A 20038-nucleotide genomic window follows, 5' to 3' on the forward strand; every position below is an offset into this window, starting at 1 on the left:
GAGCACCGATCAGGATCCTCCCTCGGGCAACAGGCAGGTGTTGCCCTCAACCAGCTTCATCACCTGCTCGGTCAATCGCTCGAGCAAGGCACCTTCAGTTTGCTCCCGTCGGGTGGCGCACTGATTCATTTCGCTCAGGTAGTCGGCAGAGCTGAGCTCTTCAGCCTTTTCGAATAACGCCAGGGCCTCCTCGTCGTGAGGTGCGCGGGCCTCGTCGAACTGCTGTGCGAAGCTGCTTTTCACGTACTCGCTCCAGAATGGTTGACGAACCAGAAACTTCAACCAGTCTGCAGACAGCTCGGCAGTCTGGATTCTATCGATGGCCTCTATCAGATCCGCCCCTGTCACCTCTGCAATTGAGGCGTAGCGCATGTGCGAGGGTTGCCCCGGAAGTTCGAGAGCCTCCGCCAGCCCGGAACGATAGGCCAGAGCCACCTCCAGGGGATCCGGTGACGCATGCGCCTCCGTATGTTCCGTTGCAATCCTGTCCAGTTGGTCGAGACGAAACAGCCCTCTTGCAAGTTTGATCAGCGATATCGCCGAAGGTTGTCGGCCTGCGGAAACGCGGGTCACACGGTGAACCTGCACGGCGACTTCCAGATGACTGAAGTTCAGCGCCGCATTGTCCGTGCAGTTGATCGGGTTGGCCGCCAGATCGAAAATCTGTCGCCGCAGTTCGGCATCGGCCTGCGTTGCCTCCAGAACCGTCCAGACCCGACGCATCATGTCTTCACGCACGTGTGCGGACTCGGCAGTATTGCCCAGCTCGGCCAATAGCTGAAACAGACCTTCGGCCATGGGGTCATCCTTGATTGCGGTCCACGTGTGCAGGCGCCGTGAACCCACACTCCCACCTGTTTCAGTCAACCAGATCGAACGCGCCAGGTTCTCGTCGAGTCGAGCGATGTCGTTTTCCAGATAGCCCATGCCAATACCCACGGTCTTGCGGTACGAGTCAAGGTGGAGTTTGCTGACATCGGATATCGGGTTGTTACGCAGATTGATCGTTTCACTGAAGTGCCTGGGCGTTCCAAAGAGCCAGTCGGGCAGATCTCGAATATCGTTGTCACGCAGATCCACCCGTTTCAGATTGAGCAGATACTGCAATCCCTTCGGCAGCTCGGTGGCACGGGTGTTGCGCAGGAAAAGGTGGTTCAGGTCGAACAGCTTGCCAACATCTACTGTCGCTCCCAGGCGGTTTCCGCTCAGGTCCAGGCTTTGCAGCGTGCGCAATCTGGACAACTTCACCAGCGAATGCTCCGTCAACTGGATCCGATTGTTTCCCATGCTCAGGTGCTTGAGGTTCGGCATATGCGAAATGATCTCAGGCAGCAAGGTAAGCTGATTGCTGTCCAGTGCCAGGGTCTCGACCTGCTTGAAGGCTTTCAGAAAGTAGGCCACATCGTTGTCCAGCTGCATGTTTTGCAGAGACAGATACCTGACATGGTCGAAGGTCAGTCCGACCGGCAGGATCGGCAGCTTGCCGAATCGCATGCCGTCAAGGTTCAAACCGTATACCCGGTGCCCAAACTCATCGCTCTGGAAAACCCGCCGCCTGAAGCAGTCCTCGATCTCGTCGGCCACGATTTGCCGGCAATCATGAACGTCATACAGCAAGCCCCCCAAGGCACTCATGGCCACTTCGTCCTCGCTCCAGGTGTCCAGCACATCCCGGAGCCGGCTCAGATCCTCTTGCAGCTGTCGGACCCGTATCGCTCTGGTCAGATGGTCACCGCCCAACTGATCAAGAAACTCCCTGGCCTGTACGTCCGAAAAAGAGGGATAGATCCATTTGACTTTGCGCAGCAATCGGCGCGAGTGCGTTACTGGCTCGACAGGAGAATCGGCAAGCGTACACACAGGTTCGGGGATGGCCGGTTGCAGCGGCTCACCTGCCAGGATCCGGGCACAGCCTTCGCGTTCGTCCAGCGCACTGTCCAGGAGTTTGAGTCGCAGACGCCAACCATCGTCCGCCTTCGGTTCCGCAAACCCGATGGCCTTGCGCTGGCGCAACGAAAGCCCCTTGAGGATCGCGTGATAGAGACTTTCCGGACCGGACGCCACATGACCGAGGGATTTCCTGTCACTGCCGAACACTTCGTAACCGTTGTCGAGCCTGACCAGCGTGCATGAACTCGACGTCACGAGCGGTTTCTCGCCCAGCGTTTCCAACAAGTCTCCGTTCAGTTTTTTTGCCCGCACCTCCAGGTAGAACTCAGAATCCCATCCGCTGAGCCGGGGTAACAACCGGATCGCCAGCTTCGTGGTATCGGCACCGGCAATATCAGCCAGGTAAAACCCGGTCAACGCCCGATCCACACGCACATCACTCGAAGCCGCGCGTACACGTTCTGCCAGCCCCATGGGTACCCGCCCGGTACTGCGCAGGTGCATCCGTTCGACGCTTGGCGTTCGCTTGAGCAATTCACGCGCATACCGCCCCGGCAGATCGGGATAAGCGTTGCGAATCTTGAGCAACTCGCCGGCGACAGCTCGATCGTATCGCCGGTAGAGGTGATCGAAGGTCGACCTGCGATCAGCCTTGACCGTGGCCCCGATCACTTTGGCCAACTGTGTGCCAGCATCGGCCGGGGCAACATTTGCGCCGACCAGCGTCTCCACTTCCTGGGGGTACAAACCGTTGATGACCGTCTGTAACAGCTCGCCCTTTTCCAGTTGAGCGTGGGTCACAATGACGCTCACCGTGTCATCGTCAATTACATCGGGAGGAAAGGTCGTTGTGATACGGCCATGCTCGTCAACGACCTTGATGTAGCGATCAGTGGGCCAGTTTGCGAGGTGAGGCAACGCATGCATCTGCTCCTCGGTGTAACGGGTATCGACCGCTTCGCCTGCCTCCATTGCGGCAATGAAATCACGCAATTGGCGCTCAAGCCTTACTTGCTCGAGCGCGTCGCGTAATCGGACGGGCAGTGGCAAGTTGTTCTCGAACAGTCGCTGCAACTCGTCCGAATGGGTGTCCGTCAGCTGTCGAATCATCTCAAGACGACTGTCGTCGAAAGCCGTCAGACCTGGATCGATGCGTTTTACCAGGTAGGCAGCGCTCCAGTTTTCGGCGTGTTCGAAAGCGTGGCGCCAGCCTCCATGGTTGTTGTGTTCAAGTACAGGTGCGTAGGCACCAGGACGGACAGGATGCTGGATACGCAAGGTGTTGCTGGCCGCCTCCTGTGCCACTTCGTAAAAATGTTGGTCGAGTTGGACAAAAACCTTGCCGTCGACCCGGTAAAATCCCTGCGCATCAGGCGCCGCCGTGGTGGTCAATGGTTGTGCATATGCGCGCAGGTCCGGTTTCCATAACCGGGCCTGGCCCTGACGATCGAGTATCGTGGTGAAGGGCTGAAAAAAATCCGGGTGTTGGCGTACCGTCTTGATCACCAGGGATTTCACCCCCTTGATCCCGGCCCCCACGGCTGCCATCAGCACAATGTTCTCGGCAACGCTAAGCAGGTGCGAAAACGCTTCCTGACGGTCGCCACGACTCCAGTCCTCAATCCCTTCGTACACCTCGGCGAGCATCTGTCCGATCGCGACGCCCATCATCAATTGCCCCAAAACCGGAACGACGAACCCCGCCACGTTGGCGATCGTCAAACCGATTTCCAGGTATTGAATCAATCGCTTCTTGCGCTCTTCCTCATCGACATCGGCAGTTGGTACGGCGAGCGCACGGGCATCGAGTTGCAGCTTGCCGACATGGCTCTTGAGCATGAAGTCGAACAGCGGATCGGTCATCTCCAGCTGTTTGACCTGCCCCAGACTACCGGTATCGGCGAATGTCTTGAAAAAATCGACCTTGTCGACTTCGCCGATGCAGTGGGTGAAGTAACTCTTGTAACTGCCCACCCCCAGTTTAAATTCCAGAAAAGCGATGAATGCCGTAAAGCTGGCGTACTCGGACAGTGGCTGATCGGGTTCTCCGGGCATGTACACCAGACACCACTGATCCGGATCCAGCTCCACCGAACGTTCGGAAAACACCACGACGCCCCAGATGCAGCTGCCGAGCAATTCAATGCCCTGCATGATCAGCGGTCTGCCCTGATAGTGAAGACCTGGGACACTGGCGACGCCTGCAGCATCGATCAAACGTTGAACCGTCAGGAAGCCTTCCGGGGAAACGTGCTCCTTCATCAGCGCCATGTGCAGGTCCAGTTGCAACATCTGCTTTTTCATCACCGAGATATTGCGGACCATCGGCCCGGTGGCGACCCGATTACCATTGACCACTCTGACCCCGAACACCTGCTGAAAATGCTCCTGATACAGCCGGCCCAGGTCCAGCTCCCGGCAAAATGCGGCGAACGCAGTGGGTGTCAGTCCGGGAACGCCGTCAGGTTTGCTGGCAATCCGCACGAAGCTGCCTTCGGGAAAGTAATCGGCTTGCGCCTCGTCTTCCGTGAAGTTCTGCATCGCGGCTTCCAGCAGCGTGGGTGTAGCGGGCGGAATGACCTTCTCTCCACCTCCGGGCGGGGTCACTGCCTCGCACCCGCAATAGCTTCCCGGCAACTCCAGATAGTCTTTCTCGACATCGAATACGGCCGGCCAACGCGCAGTCAGGGCGCAGTTCAATTGTTCGATGCAAAAATGCTTGAGCGATTGCAGCCGGCTCAAATCCGATTCGACTAGCGTCTGGGTCACGTGCAAGTCACGCGAGGTCTTTTCCAGTGCCGCCAGTGTGTCGGCGCTGGCCTTGAGCAATGCGGGGGGCAGGGTTTTCTGCAAGGTCTGGGCGGTGTCCAGATCGCCTGTGGCCTCCAGCAGAAAGCTCAGTTTCTGTTTATCCGTGAGGGTGATCGATGTGGACGAGTCCGGTGTCGCGGGCATGGGCAATATTCCTTTATTGCGGTTGAGTCCCTTCACCTTATCGATCCCGGCGACGAATAAAAAACACGGATAACTGCCCGTTCAAGCCAGCAAACCAGCAGCAATCCTCATGTTTTGAATACTTATCTACTACCTCTGACTTCTCGCAGGATGCTAACGGCCCACCGGTCAGACCGACGCCCTTATAACCGATCGTTCTAAAACTCCCACATCCGAGCCGGGTCAGTTTCTGGGTACCGGCCATTTCGGCACGGTTCAGCGACACCCTCCCCAACGGAAAAACCGGTAAGGACTTTATGTGCGGATTAGCTGGCGAGTTACGTTTTGATCAACAACCTGCAGACCTTGCAGCCATCGAGCGAATCACCCATCACCTGGCGCCTCGCGGCCCGGATGCGTGGGGTTTTCATGCCCAGGGGCCGATTGCCCTGGGCCATCGACGCCTGAAAATCATGGACCTGTCGGACGGTTCGGCGCAGCCGATGATCGACAGTCAACTGGGCCTGTCCCTGGCCTTCAATGGCGCGATCTACAATTTCCCGGAGCTGCGCGCCGAACTCGAAGCGCTCGGTTATGCGTTCTACTCCGGCGGCGACACCGAAGTGCTGCTCAAGGGCTATCACGCCTGGGGCGAAGCGCTGCTGCCGAAACTCAACGGCATGTTTGCCTTCGCCATCTGGGAGCGTGATGCCCAACGTCTGTTCATTGCCCGCGACCGTCTCGGTGTCAAGCCGCTGTACCTGTCGCGCACCGGCCAGCGCCTGCGTTTTGCCTCGGCCCTGCCGGCGCTGCTCAAGGGCGGCGACATCAACCCGATCCTCGATCCGGTAGCGCTCAACCATTACCTGAATTTCCACGCCGTGGTGCCGGCGCCGCGCACTTTGCTGGCGGGCATCGAAAAGCTGCCGCCAGCGAGCTGGATGCGCATTGAAGCGGACGGCACCACCGAGCAGAAAACCTGGTGGACCCTGCCCTACGGACCACACGACGACGAGAAAAACCTGACTCTGGAAGACTGGCGCGACCGCGTACTCGACAGCACCCGCGAAGCCGTGGCGATCCGTCAGCGGGCGGCGGTGGATGTCGGCGTACTGCTTTCCGGTGGTGTCGATTCGAGCATGCTCGTCGGCCTGCTGCGTGAAGTCGGCGTGGAGAACCTGTCGACCTTTTCCATCGGTTTCCAGGATGCCGGTGGTGAACGTGGTGACGAATTCCAGTATTCCGACCTGATCGCCAAACACTACGGCACCCGGCACCACCAACTGCGTATCGACGAAAAAGAGATCATCGAGCAACTGCCTGCCGCCTTCCGCGCCATGAGCGAGCCGATGGTCAGCCATGACTGCATCGCCTTCTACCTGCTGTCCCGCGAAGTGGCCAAGCACTGCAAGGTGGTGCAAAGCGGCCAGGGTGCCGATGAACTGTTCGCCGGTTATCACTGGTATCCGCAAGTGGACGGCGCGGCCGATCCGTACGCGGCGTATCGCGAAGCGTTTTTCGACCGCAGCTACGACGATTACGCCGCCACGGTGCAGCCGAAATGGCTGACGGCCAATGACGCTGCTGGCGACTTCGTGAAGGAACATTTCGCACAGCCCGGCGCCGATGCGGCAGTGGACAAGGCCCTGCGCCTGGACAGCACGGTGATGCTGGTGGACGACCCGGTCAAACGCGTCGACAACATGACCATGGCCTGGGGGCTGGAGGCGCGCACGCCGTTTCTCGACTATCGACTGGTGGAATTGTCGGCCCGTGTTCCGGGCAAATTCAAACTGCCCGATGGCGGCAAGCAGGTCTTGAAGGAAGCCGCACGGCTGGTCATTCCAAGCGAAGTGATCGACCGCAAAAAAGGCTACTTCCCGGTACCCGGCCTCAAGCATCTGCAAGGCGACACCCTGAACTGGGTGCGCGAACTGCTGCTCGACCCGAGCCAGGATCGCGGCCTGTTCAATCCCGCCATGCTCGACAAATTGCTGACCGATCCACAAGGCCAGTTGACCCCGCTGCGCGGCTCCAAGCTGTGGCAACTGGCGGCGTTGAACCTGTGGCTCAGCGAACAAGGAATCTGATCGATGAAACCTCACGCCACGGCTTACAGCCAACGGCTGCTGCGCGGTCAGACACCGTCCTATGAACGTTTGCAGGCGCGTCTGGCCGAAGACGGCAACCAGCCGAGTGCCGAGCCGATTGCCGTGCATTGCGGCTGGGGCCGGTTGTTGATCGGCCACACCTTCCCCGATCCGGCCAGTCTTGCCCGGGAGTTGCTCAACGAGCAGCCCGGCGAGCGCGATATCGCTCTGTACGTGGCCGCGCCGCAGCAGATTCTCGGCCTGGAGCCGACTCAGCTGTTTCTCGACCCATCGGACACCCTACGCCTGTGGTTCAGCGATTATCGTCAGGCAACCCGGGTGTTTCGCGGTTTCCGCATCCGTCGCGCACAAAGCGAAGAGGACTGGCAGTCGATCAATCAGCTGTATCAGGCACGCGGCATGCTGCCGATCGATGCCACCTTGCTCACTCCGCACCATCAGGGCGGCCCGGTGTATTGGCTGGCCGAGGACGAGGACAGCGGCGCGGTGATCGGCAGCGTCATGGGGCTCAATCATCAGAAGGCTTACAACGACCCGGAAAACGGCAGCAGCCTGTGGTGCCTGGCGGTCGATCCGCAGTGTTCGCGTCCCGGGGTCGGTGAAGTGCTGGTGCGACATCTGATCGAACACTTCATGAGCCGCGGTTTGAGCTACCTCGACCTGTCGGTGCTGCACGATAACCGTCAGGCAAAAAACCTCTACGCCAAACTCGGTTTTCGCAATCTCTCGACCTTCGCCATCAAGCGTAAGAACGGCATCAATCAGCCGCTGTTTCTCGGTCCCGGACCAGAGGCAGATTTCAATCCCTACGCGCGGATCATCGTCGAGGAAGCCCATCGACGTGGCATCGATGTGCAAGTGGACGATGCCGATGCCGGGCTATTCACCCTCAGCCACGGCGGGCGTCGGGTGCGTTGCCGCGAATCCCTGAGCGACCTCACCAGCGCCATCAGCATGAATCTGTGTCAGGACAAGAGCCTGACCCACAAGGTGCTGAAAAACGCCGGGTTGAATGTGCCGTCACAGCAGTTGGCGGCGAACGCGGACGACAATCTGGCGTTTCTCGACGAGCATCAGCGGGTGGTGGTCAAGCCGCTGGATGGCGAGCAAGGTCAGGGCGTGGCCGTTGACCTGCAAAGCATTGAAGAAGTGCAGCAAGCGATCGATTCGGCGAAACAGTTCGACAGCCGCGTGCTGCTAGAAAGTTTCCATGAAGGCCTCGACCTGAGGATTCTGGTGATCGGTTTCGACGTAGTCGCAGCCGCGATCCGCCGGCCGGCCGAGGTGGTCGGTGACGGTCATCACTCCATCGGCGCGCTGATCGAAGCCCAGAGCCGACGCCGGCAAGCGGCCACCAGCGGCGAAAGTAAAATCCCGCTGGACCACGAAACCCAGCGCACCCTGCACGCGGCAGGTTATGACTACAGCAGCATCCTGCCAGCTGGTGAGCATCTGTTCGTACGGCGCACGGCGAACCTGCACACCGGTGGCACCCTGGAAGATGTCACGGCGATTCTGCATCCGACCCTGGTCGATGCCGCCGTGCGGGCGGCGCGAGCACTGGACATTCCGATGGTCGGGCTCGACCTGATGGTGCCCGCCGCCGATCAGCCGGAGTACGTGTTTATCGAAGCCAACGAACGGGCGGGCCTGGCCAACCATGAGCCGCAGCCGACGGCCGAGCGGTTTGTGGATCTGTTGTTTCCACACAGTCAGCCGGCAGTCTCTTGATTACCCGGTGTCTGTATTGACGCCTTCGCGAGCAAGCTCGCTCCCACAGGGTACCGCTGTTTATGTGGGAGCGAGCTTGATCGCGAAGAGGCCTGACCAGACACCACAATTTTCCCTCATCGAAACCATCGATGCGCCCAACTCATCAGGAGTTTCCATGACAACGAACATTCCCGAACCGGATCTGAACTACCTGCAAAAAGTCCTGCTGGAGATGCTCGCCATTCCCAGCCCTACCGGGTTCACCGACACCATCGTGCGTTACGTTGCCGAGCGGCTGGAAGAGCTCGGCATTCCCTTTGAAATGACCCGACGCGGCACGATCCGAGCCACCCTCAAAGGCAAGAAAAACAGCCCCGACCGCGCCGTATCGGCGCACCTGGATACCATCGGTGCCGCCGTGCGCGCGGTGAAGGACAACGGCCGTCTGACCCTGGCGCCGGTCGGTTGCTGGTCGAGCCGTTTCGCCGAAGGCAGCCGCGTCAGCCTGTTCACCGACAACGGCGTGATCCGTGGCAGCGTGTTGCCGCTGATGGCTTCCGGGCACGCCTTCAACACCGCAGTGGACGAGATGCCGATCAGCTGGGATCACGTCGAACTGCGTCTGGATGCCTACTGCGCGACCCGCGCCGATTGCGACTCGCTGGGTATCTGCGTGGGGGATGTGGTGGCGTTCGATCCGCTGCCGGAGTTCACCGAAAGCGGCCATATCAGCGCCCGTCACCTCGATGACAAGGCCGGGGTCGCGGCGCTGCTCGCAGCGTTGAAAGCGATCGTCGACAGCGGTCAGGAGTTGATGATCGATTGTCACCCGCTGTTCACCATCACCGAGGAAACCGGCAGCGGCGCGGCGGCGGCCTTGCCGTGGGATGTCAGCGAGTTCGTCGGGATCGACATCGCGCCGGTTGCGCCCGGCCAGCATTCCAGCGAGCACGCGGTGAGCGTGGCGATGCAGGACTCTGGCGGACCGTATGACTATCACCTGTCGCGGCACCTGCTGCGGCTGGCTGGCGAAAACGAGTTACCGGTGCGTCGCGACCTGTTCCGCTATTACTTCAGCGACGCCCATTCGGCCGTCACCGCCGGCCACGACATTCGCACCGCCCTGCTCGCCTTCGGCTGCGATGCGACCCACGGCTACGAACGCACGCACATCGACAGCCTGGCTGCGCTCAGTCGTCTGCTGGGCGCGTACATCCTGAGCCCGCCGGTGTTCGCCAGCGATGCGCAACCGGCTAACGCGTCACTGGATCGCTTCAGTCACCAGATCGAACACGAGACACAAATGGAAAGCGACACCCGGGTGCCGTCCGTGGACAGTCTGGTGGGACAACGCTCGGACAGTTGAGTCTGGCCCTCCGCGATCATTCGCCGTAGCATCCCGACATTGATTTAGCCGAGGTGCCCATGCTGATTCCCCACGACGCGCTCGAAGTCGACACCCTGACCCGCCTGATCGAGGACTTCGTCACCCGCGACGGCACCGACAACGGTGACGACACCCCGCTGGAAACCCGCGTATTGCGGGTTCGTCAGGCCCTGACCAAAGGCCAGGCGCTGATCGTCTTCGATCCGGACAGCGAGCAATGCCAGTTGATGCTCAAGCACGACGTGCCCAAGCACCTGTTCGACTGAAACGGTCAGCGGCCCTTGCCGTTGACCTGCTTGCGCTGGATCCGCTCGTAGACTTCGGCGCGGTGCACGTTGACCTGCTTTGGCGCCTCGACGCCGAATCGCACGCTGGAGCCGTTGACCGCCAGAACGCGCAAAGTGATGTTGTCGCCGATGGAAATCAGTTCACCGACAACACGGCTGAGTACAAGCATGGGGGTTGTCCTTCAAGGTTTTCGAGCCTTGAAGATGCGCGGCTTTCGAGCGCCCTACAATGCGCTGCGGGCAAATCAGTCAAACCCTACACGCCATGGCGCATCAGCCTTCAGACGTTTCCGTCAAACCGGTGTTTCAAGTCGCCGAAAACCGTGGCCCGAACAGAATCACGCTGGCCCCGATCACGCACAAGGCGACTCCGATCCAGTCCGAACCCAGCGGACGGATGCGCTCGACCACGGCCAGCCAGCCAATCGAGGCAATGATGTAGATCCCGCCGTAAGCGGCATAGGCGCGACCGGCGTAGGTCGCTTCAACACGCGTCAACAACAGTGCAAACAAGGTCAGGCTGAGCAGCGCCGGGATCACCCACAAGGCGCTCTTGCCCTGGCGCAACCACATCCAGAAAGCGAAACAGCCGGCGATTTCAAACAGCGCGGCGAGGAAAAACCACAAGTAGTTGAGCATGCAAATGACTCGTCAGGGTGACTGTGGTGGTCACCCTAACGACGGGGCTTTAGCTGCGCAAGTTCAGCCGTTGTTCTGTTTGGCCTTGGCGCGCATCTTTTCGGCCATCGCGGTCATTTCGCTGTACAGCAGCTGCGGGTTCTTCTGCTTGATCGCCCAGGCCATGCGGCCCTGTTCGTGGGGCAGGATCATGAACTCGCCGGCAGCGACCTGCTTGTAGATGTAGTCGGCGATATCGGCGGCGGTAATCGGTGAACTTTCCAGCAACTTGCCGACCTGGGCTTTCATGGCCGGTGTCGGACCGCGGAACGAGTCCAGCAGATTGGTCTGGAAAAACGACGGGCAAACCACATGGACACCGACTTCCTGCTGGGCCAGTTCGATCAGCAGACTTTCGGACAATGCCACAACACCTGCCTTGGCCACGTTGTAGTTGCTCATCGCCGGGCCTTGCATCAGCGCCGCCATCGAAGCGATGTTGATGATCTTGCCCTTGCTCTGTTCCAGCAGTGGCAGGAACGCCTTGCAGCCCTTGACCACACCCATCAGGTTGATCGCGATCTGCCAGTCCCAGTCTTCCAGCGACAGTTCGCTGAAGAACCCGCCCGACGCCACACCGGCGTTGTTGACGATGATATCGATACCACCGAACTTCACTTCGCAGGCCTGGGCGAATGCGGTGAGCTGGCTGTAATCGCGCACGTCGCAGCGCTGGATAAAGCCATCGCCACCGGCCTCGCGCACCAGTTTGAGGGTTTCCTGCAGGCCCGGCTCACTGACATCCGACAAGGCCAGTTGCCAGCCTTCACGCGCCCAGCGCAGCGCGATTTCGCGACCCAGGCCGGAGCCCGCGCCAGTGATCATCATGCGATTTTGCATAACAGACAGCCTTGTTGTTCCGGGGAAGATGCGCGGAGTGTAGCGAAGGATCCAGAGCGACCCACGCTCCATCAGATTGCTGAATGGCAGGAGCAAACCGTGGCATCGAACGAAATAAGACCGTGAACCAAATACGTTAAAAAAACATTGAATTTTCTTTCACGCGCGCCAGTCGGAATTTGTAAGCCGTCTGGATTTAGTTCAACTTCCAGCCGCCCTTGAACAACGAGACTCCTCAGACACTATCAACAAGGAAATCGACATGGGCACAATTCTTATCATTATCCTGATCCTGTTGCTGATCGGTGGTCTGCCGGTCTTCCCGCACTCCAGAAGTTGGGGTTACGGTCCTTCGGGCATTATCGGCGTAGTGCTGGTTGTACTGTTGGTGCTGCTGTTGCTCGGCCGCATATGACGTTTTGACCGACAAAAAAAGAGGCCCTGAAAAGGGCCTCTTTTTTATTGCGCGGAATGATCAGTCCGGCTTGCCGTTAATCACACCGGCGGTGTTGTCGAGCAGGCTCTTGGTAGCCGTCTGCAGGAACGCTTCGAGCTTGAGTTTCAACTCGGCGGTACGCGGTGCGTCCGGAATGATTTCAGCCGAAGGATTCGCGCCCAGTTGGTACTGGTAGATCTTCGGCGCCATTTCCTTCTCTTTCGGCAGCACCAGGATCTGGTCGGCCGTCACGATGGCAGTGGTCTGCTCGCTGCCCGACGGCTTGATCACGCCGAAACCGGTGTCACCTGCCGGCAGGTTGAGCAGGTCACGACCCCAGCACTGATGACGCACTTCGCCACCCAGACGACCCATGATGGTCGGCACGATGTCGATCTGCGTACCTACGGTGTGGTCACGGGTACCGAATTTTTCCTGGATGCCCGGTGCGATCATCAGCATCGGTACGTTGAAGCGGCCCAGGTCCATTTCGGTGATCTGACGCTCGTTGCCGAAGCCGTGGTCGCCGACGATGACGAACAGGGTTTCCTTGAAGTAAGGCTCCTTGCGGGCCTTCTCGAAGAACTGGCCCAGTGCCCAGTCTGCGTAACGCATGGCGGTCAGGTGCTCGTTGAGCGTGCCACGGTCGGTCACGCGCTCGACCGGCAATGGCGTCGGCAAGGCGTACGGCGTGTGGTTGGACAGGGTTTGCAGCAGCGCGTAGAACGGCTTGCCGTTTTCCCGTGCCTTCAGTTCCACCAGACCGCGGTCGAACATGTCCTGGTCAGACACACCCCAGGTCGGATCGGAGAATACCGGGTTGACGAAGTCATTGCGGCCAACGAAGTTGGTCATGCCCTGGTTGCTGAAGAAACCGGACTGGTTGTCCCAGGCAAAGTCACCGTTGTAGACGTAGACGTCGTCATACTTGCGCGCGCTGAGCAGCTGCGGCAGGCCGGACAGTTTGTGGCTGCCTTCCGGGGTCTGCATCAGATATTCGAAGCCCGGCAGGTTCGGGAAGCACGCCATGGTGGCGAACATGCCCTGGTGGGTGTGGGTGCCGTTGGAGAAGAAGCGGTCGAACAGCAGACCTTCCTTCGACAGCTTGTCGAGGTACGGCGTGATGTTGCCCGGCGCGCCCAGGGCGCCCACCGAGTGACCGGCCATGCTTTCCATGAGGATCACGACGACGTTCTTGATCGGCAGCGTCTTGTCGGCTGGCGGCGTGTAGTCACGACGCACGGCGGCGATGTCGGCATCGACCAGTTTGTCGTCCGGCATCACCAGCATGTCGCGTACGACTTTCTGCGCCTGATCCTGCGGCAGCGTGGCCTTCCAGATGTTGTTGCGGTCTTCGCCCATGCGGTCCTTGGCTGCCGCGATCAGCGACAGGGTGCCATTGAGGCCGAGCTGGTTGGCGAAGTTCGATTCGGTGGTGTACACGTCACCCCAGCGCAGCGGCGGGCCCTGACGCAGGGTGCCACGCACGGCGACCACACAGATCAGCAGGCATACCACGAACACCGCCAGACGCGCATACCATGGCGCCACCTGACGGGTGCCGACGTTGCCGCCGCTGAACGGACCACGCGGACGGGTCAGGCGGTCGGCACCCTTGAACGCCAGCGTCAGGATCACCGTGCCCACGGCCCAGGCCAGCAGGTAGCGCACCACCGGGAAACCGTACCAGAGCATGCTCATCACGGTTTTCGGGTCTTCCTTCACGTACTGGAACACCAGGCCGTTGAGGCGCTGGTGGAACTCACGGTAGAAGTCCATTTCCATCAGGCCGAGGAACAGCGCGATGCTGGAGGTCACGGTCAGCCACAGGCGGAAGAACCCACGCGCGGCCATGGCCCGGGCACTGAACAGCGCCAGCACCATCGGAACGCAGAGGTAGACCACCAGGCGCAGGTCGAAACGCAGGCCGTTGGCGAAGGCTTCGAGGAAGGTCGAAGCCGGGGTGTCGAGGATCATCTCGCGGTTGTAGACCAGCAGCGCGAGGCGCAGCACGGAAAACATCACCATCATGACCAGCGCGCACAAGAGCGTGTAGGCCAGATGCGATTTGACGGTCGGTTGCAGCAGGCGACTGGAAGATCGCTGCTGATTCAGGGCGTCCGGGTTTGCCATGTCGTTTTAGGACCCATTGGAAGTTGAAGTTGCAAAAATACAGCTGCGCCCTGCCCTCTGTTGGCCATTCCAGGCCCCGGGGCTTGCGCGGTGCGCAAATGTTGCACGATCACCGGCGGCATTGCCATTGATTACTGCCCCGCTGCCGGACTCTTTCATTAAAGGCACGGCATACCCGGACAGATTCAAATTGCGCGGGCGAATTGTCTTGAAGCGTTTGTGAAAATTTCGTGCAACGCATATCCGGAAACACAATATCGCTACAAAACAAAACGCCCCGAGTTCATCGGGGCGTTTGCAGAGCACGCGATACTTACTTCTCGGCGCGTTCTTTCAGGGCTTTCAGGGTATTGAACGGTGCGTCGACCACGAACTTGTTGGCAATCATCGACGGCACGCTGCCACCCGGCTCGGTGTGAACCTGATAGGTCACTTCGACCTGATCGCCCTTCGGCACGAATTTCCAGAAGCCTTTGACCTGCGCTACACGCACAAAGCCTTTTTCTTCCGGCAGGTACTTCGGCACGCCTTCCAGATTGCGGGTCAGGCTGCCATCGGCGCCTTCAACGGTGGTGACGTGCAGGATCGAGTCGCGCGGGGTTACCGGCCATGGCGTATTGAACTGGGTGTAGGTCCAGCTCTGGTCGCCTTCGTGCTTGAGCAGTTTCTGGGTCTTGCACTCGTGAATCCAGGCACAGGCACCGGAAACGTCTTCCTGCAGTGCGCGCAGTTTGGCGACGGTGGTCTTCATCAAGGTCACGCCCTGATACGACTTGTAGTCCGAACCCGGCACTTCGCTCAGGGAGACCTTGATGCCGTCTTCGTTCTTGGCCACTTTCCAGTCTTCAGCCTGGGCAGCCGAAGTGGCCAGCACGGCAGTCAAACCACACAACACAGCGATACGATGCAGCGAACCCATAGTCTTATTCCTTATTGTTGAAGTTCCGTACGTTTGACACATCACGCCGCCGTCATCTGCTCCCACCAGCCGAGCAGTCTGATCGCCTCTTCCTGACTGTTTCCGCAGACTTCGACATCGGCGCTGAACCCTGAACAGACGGCCGGGCGTTCCGGCCGGCCGAAAATGCTGCACAGGTTTTCGACCGAGAGCTGAACGCAACGTTCGCCGGCAGGTTTGCCATCGGGCATGCCCGGAATCGGCGAGCTGATGGAGGGGGCAATGCAACAGGCGCCACAGCCTTCACGGCATTTCATGACGACGAGTTCCTCGCGACGGGCAATGTGTTAAAGGGACGCGGAACAGGGTAACCGCTAAAACGGCTGTTTTAAATTCCCTGGACCGGGGTTTTTACGCAGAAACGAAAGTGACTGACCAGTCTCCGACAAAGCGTCTGGTCTGCGGGTCACGGATCGATTGAATTTACTGCTTGAATTCGAAATCCAGCGCCGCGCCTTCGACTTCACGGCGTTCTTCGTTGCGTAGCTGCAACTGCATTTCGTTACTCAAAAGACGACCGTTGAGCTGGAAGCCACTGTCCTTCTCTCCGAACATCTGCGGCAGGATCGCTTCGCGCTTGGGCAGCGGCACGGCACCGACGGGTTTCAACTGCTGAACCATATCCCTGGGCAGGCTCAAGTCCAGTTTGGCCGGGGGGAGCGGCGTCTTCGCCACTTCACGGGCGGATTTCGACTTTGAAGCGATCGGCGCACGTTTCTTTGCCGGGGCGGCTTTCTTCTGCTGCTTGTCCTTTGCAGGAACGGCTTTCTTGCTGGCCACCGGTTTTTTCACGGTGGAGGCTGCTGTCGGTTTTTCCGAAACGGCAGCGGCCATGACAGCTGGCGCGTGACCGATCATCAACAGACAAAGCAAAACCCAGGCAGCAGGAAAAATCGCTTTCATGGAACCTACAACGCTAACGGCAGAGGGCCATATGCTCGCCTGTTGAACGCCGCATGACAAGCGCGCGACACAGTCTGTTCAGAAACCGCCGGCCGTTTCCTGACACAGTTGAGTCGCCAGCAAACCCAAGGTCATCAATGCCCGTTCCGCCTCGCGATTCCACGGCGTGCCGCAATTCAGGCGGATACAGTGGTTGAACTGCTCGGTATTACTGAAGATCAACCCGGGCGCGATGCTGATGCCCTGCTGTAACGCGCGGACATGCAATTCCTGGGTGTTGACCCGCCCCGGCAGGCTCACCCACAGGATGAAACCGCCCGTAGGCCGGGTCATCTGCGTGCCTTCAGGGAAGTACTGCTGCACCGCCAGCTGGAACGCGCTGAGGTTTTTTCGGTATTCCTGGCGGATGTACCGTAAATGCCGGTCATAACCGCCATTTTCCAGATAAGCGGCAATCGCCATTTGCGTGACGCTGCAAGCCGAATGCGTGGTGAAGGTCTGCAGACGCTGGATTTCCTGCTGATACTTGCCGGCAATCATCCAGCCCACACGCACGCCCGGCGACAGGGTCTTGGAGAAACTCGAACAGTAAATCACCCGATCCAGCCGGTCGTAGGCCTTGAGGGCCTTGGTGCGACCTTGCTCGAACATCAGTTCGCCATAGATGTCGTCTTCGACGATCTGGATATCGAAGTCCGAGGCCAGACGCAGCAATTGTTTTTGCCGCTCTTCGGGCATGGTGCCGCCCAGCGGATTGCTCAGCCGGGTCGTCAGCACCAGGGCTTTGATCGACCACTGGTTGGCCGCCAGTTGCAGGGCTTCGAGGCTCATACCGGTGGCCGGGTCGCTGGGGATTTCAATGACTTTCAGGCCGAGCAGGTCGGCCAGTTGCAGCAGTCCGTAATAGGTCGGTGATTCGGCGGCGATCAGATCGCCCGGACGGGTCAGCACGCGCAGCGACATCTGCAAGGCATCGACACAACCATGGGTGATAACCACTTCCGAAGGATCGACCACCACACCGGCGTCGCGCATGCGGATCGCCACTTGTCGGCGCAATGGCTCGAAGCCCGGACTGAACATGTAGCTGAAAGCTCGCGGACTATGGAATCGGGTGACCTTGGCCAATTGCTGATGCAGCGCGCGCACCGGCAAGTAATCGACGCTCGGCACCGCCGCGCCCAGCGGGAACACGCCTTCGCGGCGCGACTCGACCAATACTTGCTGAATGATGCTGGCGCGGGTGACCAGGCCAGGTCGTTCGACCCGGGCAATGTCCGGGGTCGGTGCCGTCAGCGCCGGTGTCTGGTGCACGTAGTAACCGGATTGCGGCCGTGCACGGATCAGCCCCTGATCCTCGAGATTGGCGTAAGCCTGCAACACCGTGGCATGGCTGACATTAAGCTGCGAACTCATCTTGCGCACCGAAGGCACGCGCTCGCCCGGTTGATAGACGCCACGGCGGATGTCTTCGGCCAGCTGTTGAGCAATACGTTGGTAGAGCAAGAGATTGGTCATGACGCAGCACTCGATATCACGGGCGTTTTATTTTTGTGTGAACAATACCGGAACAGTTCTGAAGTGTACTGGGACAGTTGCCATATTAGTCAACCATACAGTCCAGTGTCGGATAAATCTGTACTGCTTTGTGAGGCAATCGACAGACGTAAAAAAGCCCGGCGCTGCATGACAGGCCGGGCTTTCCAGTAACGCCACCCTCAGCGGGCGGCGCCGAGCTGGCCCTTTTCGTCGGAGAACACGATTTCCACCCGACGGTTCTGTGCACGCCCGCGCTCGGAAGCGTTGGCGTCCACAGGATATTCGTCGCCGTAACCTTCGACCTGAATGCGTTTTTCGTCGATGCCCAGGTCGGTCAACACATCAGCTACCGACTGCGCACGATCACGAGACAACTTGAGGTTTTCCTGTTTGCCGCCGGTGCTGTCGGTGTATCCCTCGATACGCACCACACGTTTCGGATTGAGTTGCAGGAACTGCACGATCTTCAGGACTACGCGATTGGCCGAATTCTTCAGCTCCGCCTCGCCGGTGTCGAACAGTACGTCACCGAGGGTCATCACCAGGCCACGGTCAGTCTGGGTGGTGGCCAGTGCGACAATCTGTTCCTCCAGCCATTTGCCCTGCTGCTGCACGCTCAACAGTTTGGATTCGCGCAGCGCCAGCTGCAGGCGTTGACGCTCAAGCTCCAGCTTCGCCGCGCGCTCTTCGTTGAGCACCAGATTGGTGTGCTCGCGGGCGATCTGGCTGTAGCGCTGGCTCAAGTAGGAGTAATGCGCCACGTCCGAGCCACTGCCCCAATAAGTGGACAGGCGATCGGCACGGGCCAGGGATTCACCGGCACGAATCACGTCTTTCGGCGCGATACGCAGCACATTGGAATCTTCCTTGACCTTCTGAAAATCAGCGCTGGCTTCCTGCAAGGCGGTTTCGCTGTGTTGACCGGCGCAACCGTAAAGGCTGGCGCAACCCACGAGGATCAGAGTGCCGAAGGCTTTTGAAGTCAGCTTCATTGGGCATCCCCCAGTTGCTTGCGCAGGCGGACGATGCGGGTGTTGAGCACGTTCAGCTGCTCTTCGCTCTTCTGGGTCAACACCTTGGCTTCGGCCAGGCGTGCATCCAGTTCGGCCTGTTCGGCGCGCATCCGCGCGTTCTTGAAGGATTCACCGGCCATGCTGCCCTTGGCCCGGTTGAACTTGTCTTTTGCCAGTTTCATTTCCGGCACTTCGTCGGCGGTGGCGCCGACGGCCTTGGCCTGCTCGAGCGCCTGCTCGGTCAAACGCATTTGTTCATTGGGTGCCGGATCGCTGGCGCAACCGGCCAGGGCCAGAACGGCCAGGGCCGTGAAAAGAACTCGATTACTCACTAAGAATCCCTACTGTTTTGGGGCGCTGACAGGTTGTTGCGGCGGCTGTTGCTGCTGCGCCTTCCAGCGCTCGATGTTGCGTTGCAGCGCGGCTTCCGTCAGGCCGGACGCGGGCAATTCTGTCATCTTTTTGGCCAGCTGTCCGCGCAACCACGGATCGTTGCAGGCCGAGTTGTGGGAAAGCGCGAGGAACAGACCGGGCCGGTCAATCGGTTGCTCGAAGGCGAGCAGATCATTGGCCATGCCCAGTGCCTGCGCGGCCGCCATCCCCGAGTAACGGCCGGCAAGTACATATTCCACCTCGCCCAGCAGAAGTTTCTGCAGGGCCTGAGTGAGGTTTGCCGTACGGGTCAGGGTCAATTGCTTCTCGGCGAAAGTACTGAATGCCTGGGTCATTCGAGACTTTTCCGACAATCCTCCTTGATGGCCCTGAAGGTCCTTGGCTTCGCTGTAGACCAGGGTCGAGCCCTTGCGGGTCCATACCAGATAGTCGTTTTCCAGCAGCGGCGGATGAATGTAGTCGAGGTTTTCCAGCTCGTTGAAGGCCAGCGGCGCGTCGGCCAGCATGTCCATGCGTCCGCTGCGCACTTCGTCGAGGGCCTGCGCGCGCTTGCCGGCATACAGCAGTTCGACCTTGATGCCCAGGTCCTTCGCCACCTGCTGCAACAGGTCGGCACTCGCACCAATCAGTTGTTTTGGATTCTGTGGATCCTGCCAAAGATACGGCGGTGCATCGGGGCTGCCGGTGACGACCAGTCGTTCGCATTTGCCCGCTGCCACGGACAACCCCGGCAACAGGCTGAACCACAGCATTAACGAGAAGCCCAACCGGCGATGCAGATCCATGGCGAAACGCTCCCACTCAAATCCGAGACAAAAAAAAG

Annotated in this window: 17 protein-coding genes; 5 read left to right on the top strand and 12 right to left on the bottom strand. The window is 59.6% G+C overall.

Going from position 1 to position 20038, the window contains the following annotated elements; genetic code table 11:
• Positions 1-9: 9 nt before the first annotated feature.
• A complete protein-coding gene (locus tag DLD99_RS20550; RefSeq protein ID WP_114884687.1) occupies positions 10-4845 on the bottom strand; it encodes an NEL-type E3 ubiquitin ligase domain-containing protein in 4836 nt (1611 codons plus the stop codon).
• Between the two features lie 296 nt (positions 4846-5141).
• Between DLD99_RS20550 and DLD99_RS20555 the strand changes: the two genes are divergently transcribed.
• The 4 genes from DLD99_RS20555 (at position 5142) to DLD99_RS20570 (ending at position 10301) form a co-directional block, all read left to right on the top strand.
• Positions 5142-6914 carry an N-acetylglutaminylglutamine amidotransferase gene (locus DLD99_RS20555; RefSeq protein ID WP_085710890.1) on the top strand — a complete coding sequence of 591 codons (1773 nt, stop codon included), beginning with the start codon at positions 5142-5144 and terminating at the stop codon, positions 6912-6914.
• A 3-nt stretch (positions 6915-6917) separates the two neighbouring features.
• The gene (gene ngg, locus DLD99_RS20560) at positions 6918-8666 is read left to right on the top strand and encodes an N-acetylglutaminylglutamine synthetase (protein ID WP_114884689.1); all 1749 of its coding nucleotides are present in this window, start codon (positions 6918-6920) and stop codon (positions 8664-8666) included.
• Between the two features lie 157 nt (positions 8667-8823).
• Positions 8824-10014, top strand: a complete 1191-nt coding sequence (locus DLD99_RS20565) for an osmoprotectant NAGGN system M42 family peptidase (RefSeq protein ID WP_085710892.1) — start codon at positions 8824-8826, stop codon at positions 10012-10014.
• Positions 10015-10073: 59 nt separating this feature from the next.
• Positions 10074-10301, top strand: a complete 228-nt coding sequence (locus DLD99_RS20570; RefSeq protein WP_046071876.1) for a YheU family protein — start codon at positions 10074-10076, stop codon at positions 10299-10301.
• A gap of 5 nt (positions 10302-10306) precedes the next feature.
• Here the strand turns inward: DLD99_RS20570 and csrA are convergent, their stop codons facing one another.
• From csrA to DLD99_RS20585, 3 genes are all read right to left on the bottom strand, one after another.
• The gene (csrA, locus tag DLD99_RS20575; protein WP_085710894.1) at positions 10307-10492 is read right to left on the bottom strand and encodes a carbon storage regulator CsrA; all 186 of its coding nucleotides are present in this window, start codon (positions 10490-10492) and stop codon (positions 10307-10309) included.
• Positions 10493-10628: 136 nt separating this feature from the next.
• Positions 10629-10961 carry a YnfA family protein gene (locus DLD99_RS20580; protein ID WP_085710895.1) on the bottom strand — a complete coding sequence of 111 codons (333 nt, stop codon included), beginning with the start codon at positions 10959-10961 and terminating at the stop codon, positions 10629-10631.
• A gap of 63 nt (positions 10962-11024) precedes the next feature.
• Positions 11025-11840 carry an SDR family oxidoreductase gene (locus DLD99_RS20585; protein ID WP_114884691.1) on the bottom strand — a complete coding sequence of 272 codons (816 nt, stop codon included), beginning with the start codon at positions 11838-11840 and terminating at the stop codon, positions 11025-11027.
• 256 nt (positions 11841-12096) lie between these two features.
• Between DLD99_RS20585 and DLD99_RS20590 the strand changes: the two genes are divergently transcribed.
• Positions 12097-12255 (top strand): DUF3309 family protein, encoded by a 159-nt coding sequence (locus DLD99_RS20590; protein ID WP_169432680.1) that lies wholly within the window; start codon positions 12097-12099, stop codon positions 12253-12255.
• Between the two features lie 60 nt (positions 12256-12315).
• Here DLD99_RS20590 and DLD99_RS20595 read toward each other — a convergent pair whose 3' ends face one another.
• The 8 genes from DLD99_RS20595 to DLD99_RS20630 all read right to left on the bottom strand — a co-directional run bounded on the left by DLD99_RS20595 (position 12316) and on the right by DLD99_RS20630 (position 20000).
• Positions 12316-14409, bottom strand: a complete 2094-nt coding sequence (locus DLD99_RS20595; RefSeq protein ID WP_085710897.1) for an LTA synthase family protein — start codon at positions 14407-14409, stop codon at positions 12316-12318.
• A 313-nt stretch (positions 14410-14722) separates the two neighbouring features.
• Positions 14723-15328 carry an START domain-containing protein gene (locus DLD99_RS20600; RefSeq protein WP_085710898.1) on the bottom strand — a complete coding sequence of 202 codons (606 nt, stop codon included), beginning with the start codon at positions 15326-15328 and terminating at the stop codon, positions 14723-14725.
• Positions 15329-15369: 41 nt separating this feature from the next.
• Positions 15370-15624, bottom strand: coding sequence for a YkgJ family cysteine cluster protein (locus DLD99_RS20605; protein WP_114884693.1), 255 nt, complete (start codon positions 15622-15624; stop codon positions 15370-15372).
• Between the two features lie 166 nt (positions 15625-15790).
• Entirely contained in the window at positions 15791-16270 is a 480-nt protein-coding gene (locus tag DLD99_RS20610) for a translation initiation factor 2 (RefSeq protein WP_114884695.1), read from the bottom strand.
• Between the two features lie 78 nt (positions 16271-16348).
• Positions 16349-17788 carry an aminotransferase-like domain-containing protein gene (locus DLD99_RS20615; protein WP_003226969.1) on the bottom strand — a complete coding sequence of 480 codons (1440 nt, stop codon included), beginning with the start codon at positions 17786-17788 and terminating at the stop codon, positions 16349-16351.
• A 200-nt stretch (positions 17789-17988) separates the two neighbouring features.
• Positions 17989-18801 carry an OmpA family protein gene (locus tag DLD99_RS20620; RefSeq protein WP_085710901.1) on the bottom strand — a complete coding sequence of 271 codons (813 nt, stop codon included), beginning with the start codon at positions 18799-18801 and terminating at the stop codon, positions 17989-17991.
• Complete coding sequence (locus DLD99_RS20625; RefSeq protein WP_114884697.1) at positions 18798-19154, bottom strand: DUF4398 domain-containing protein; 357 nt, start codon at positions 19152-19154, stop codon at positions 18798-18800. Before DLD99_RS20625 ends, DLD99_RS20620 begins: the two co-directional genes overlap by 4 nt.
• Before the next feature lie 9 nt (positions 19155-19163).
• Positions 19164-20000 (bottom strand): substrate-binding periplasmic protein, encoded by an 837-nt coding sequence (locus tag DLD99_RS20630; protein WP_114884699.1) that lies wholly within the window; start codon positions 19998-20000, stop codon positions 19164-19166.
• Positions 20001-20038 lie beyond the last annotated feature (38 nt).

The sequence above is a fragment of the Pseudomonas kribbensis genome, from assembly GCF_003352185.1.
GTDB lineage: Bacteria > Pseudomonadota > Gammaproteobacteria > Pseudomonadales > Pseudomonadaceae > Aquipseudomonas > Aquipseudomonas kribbensis.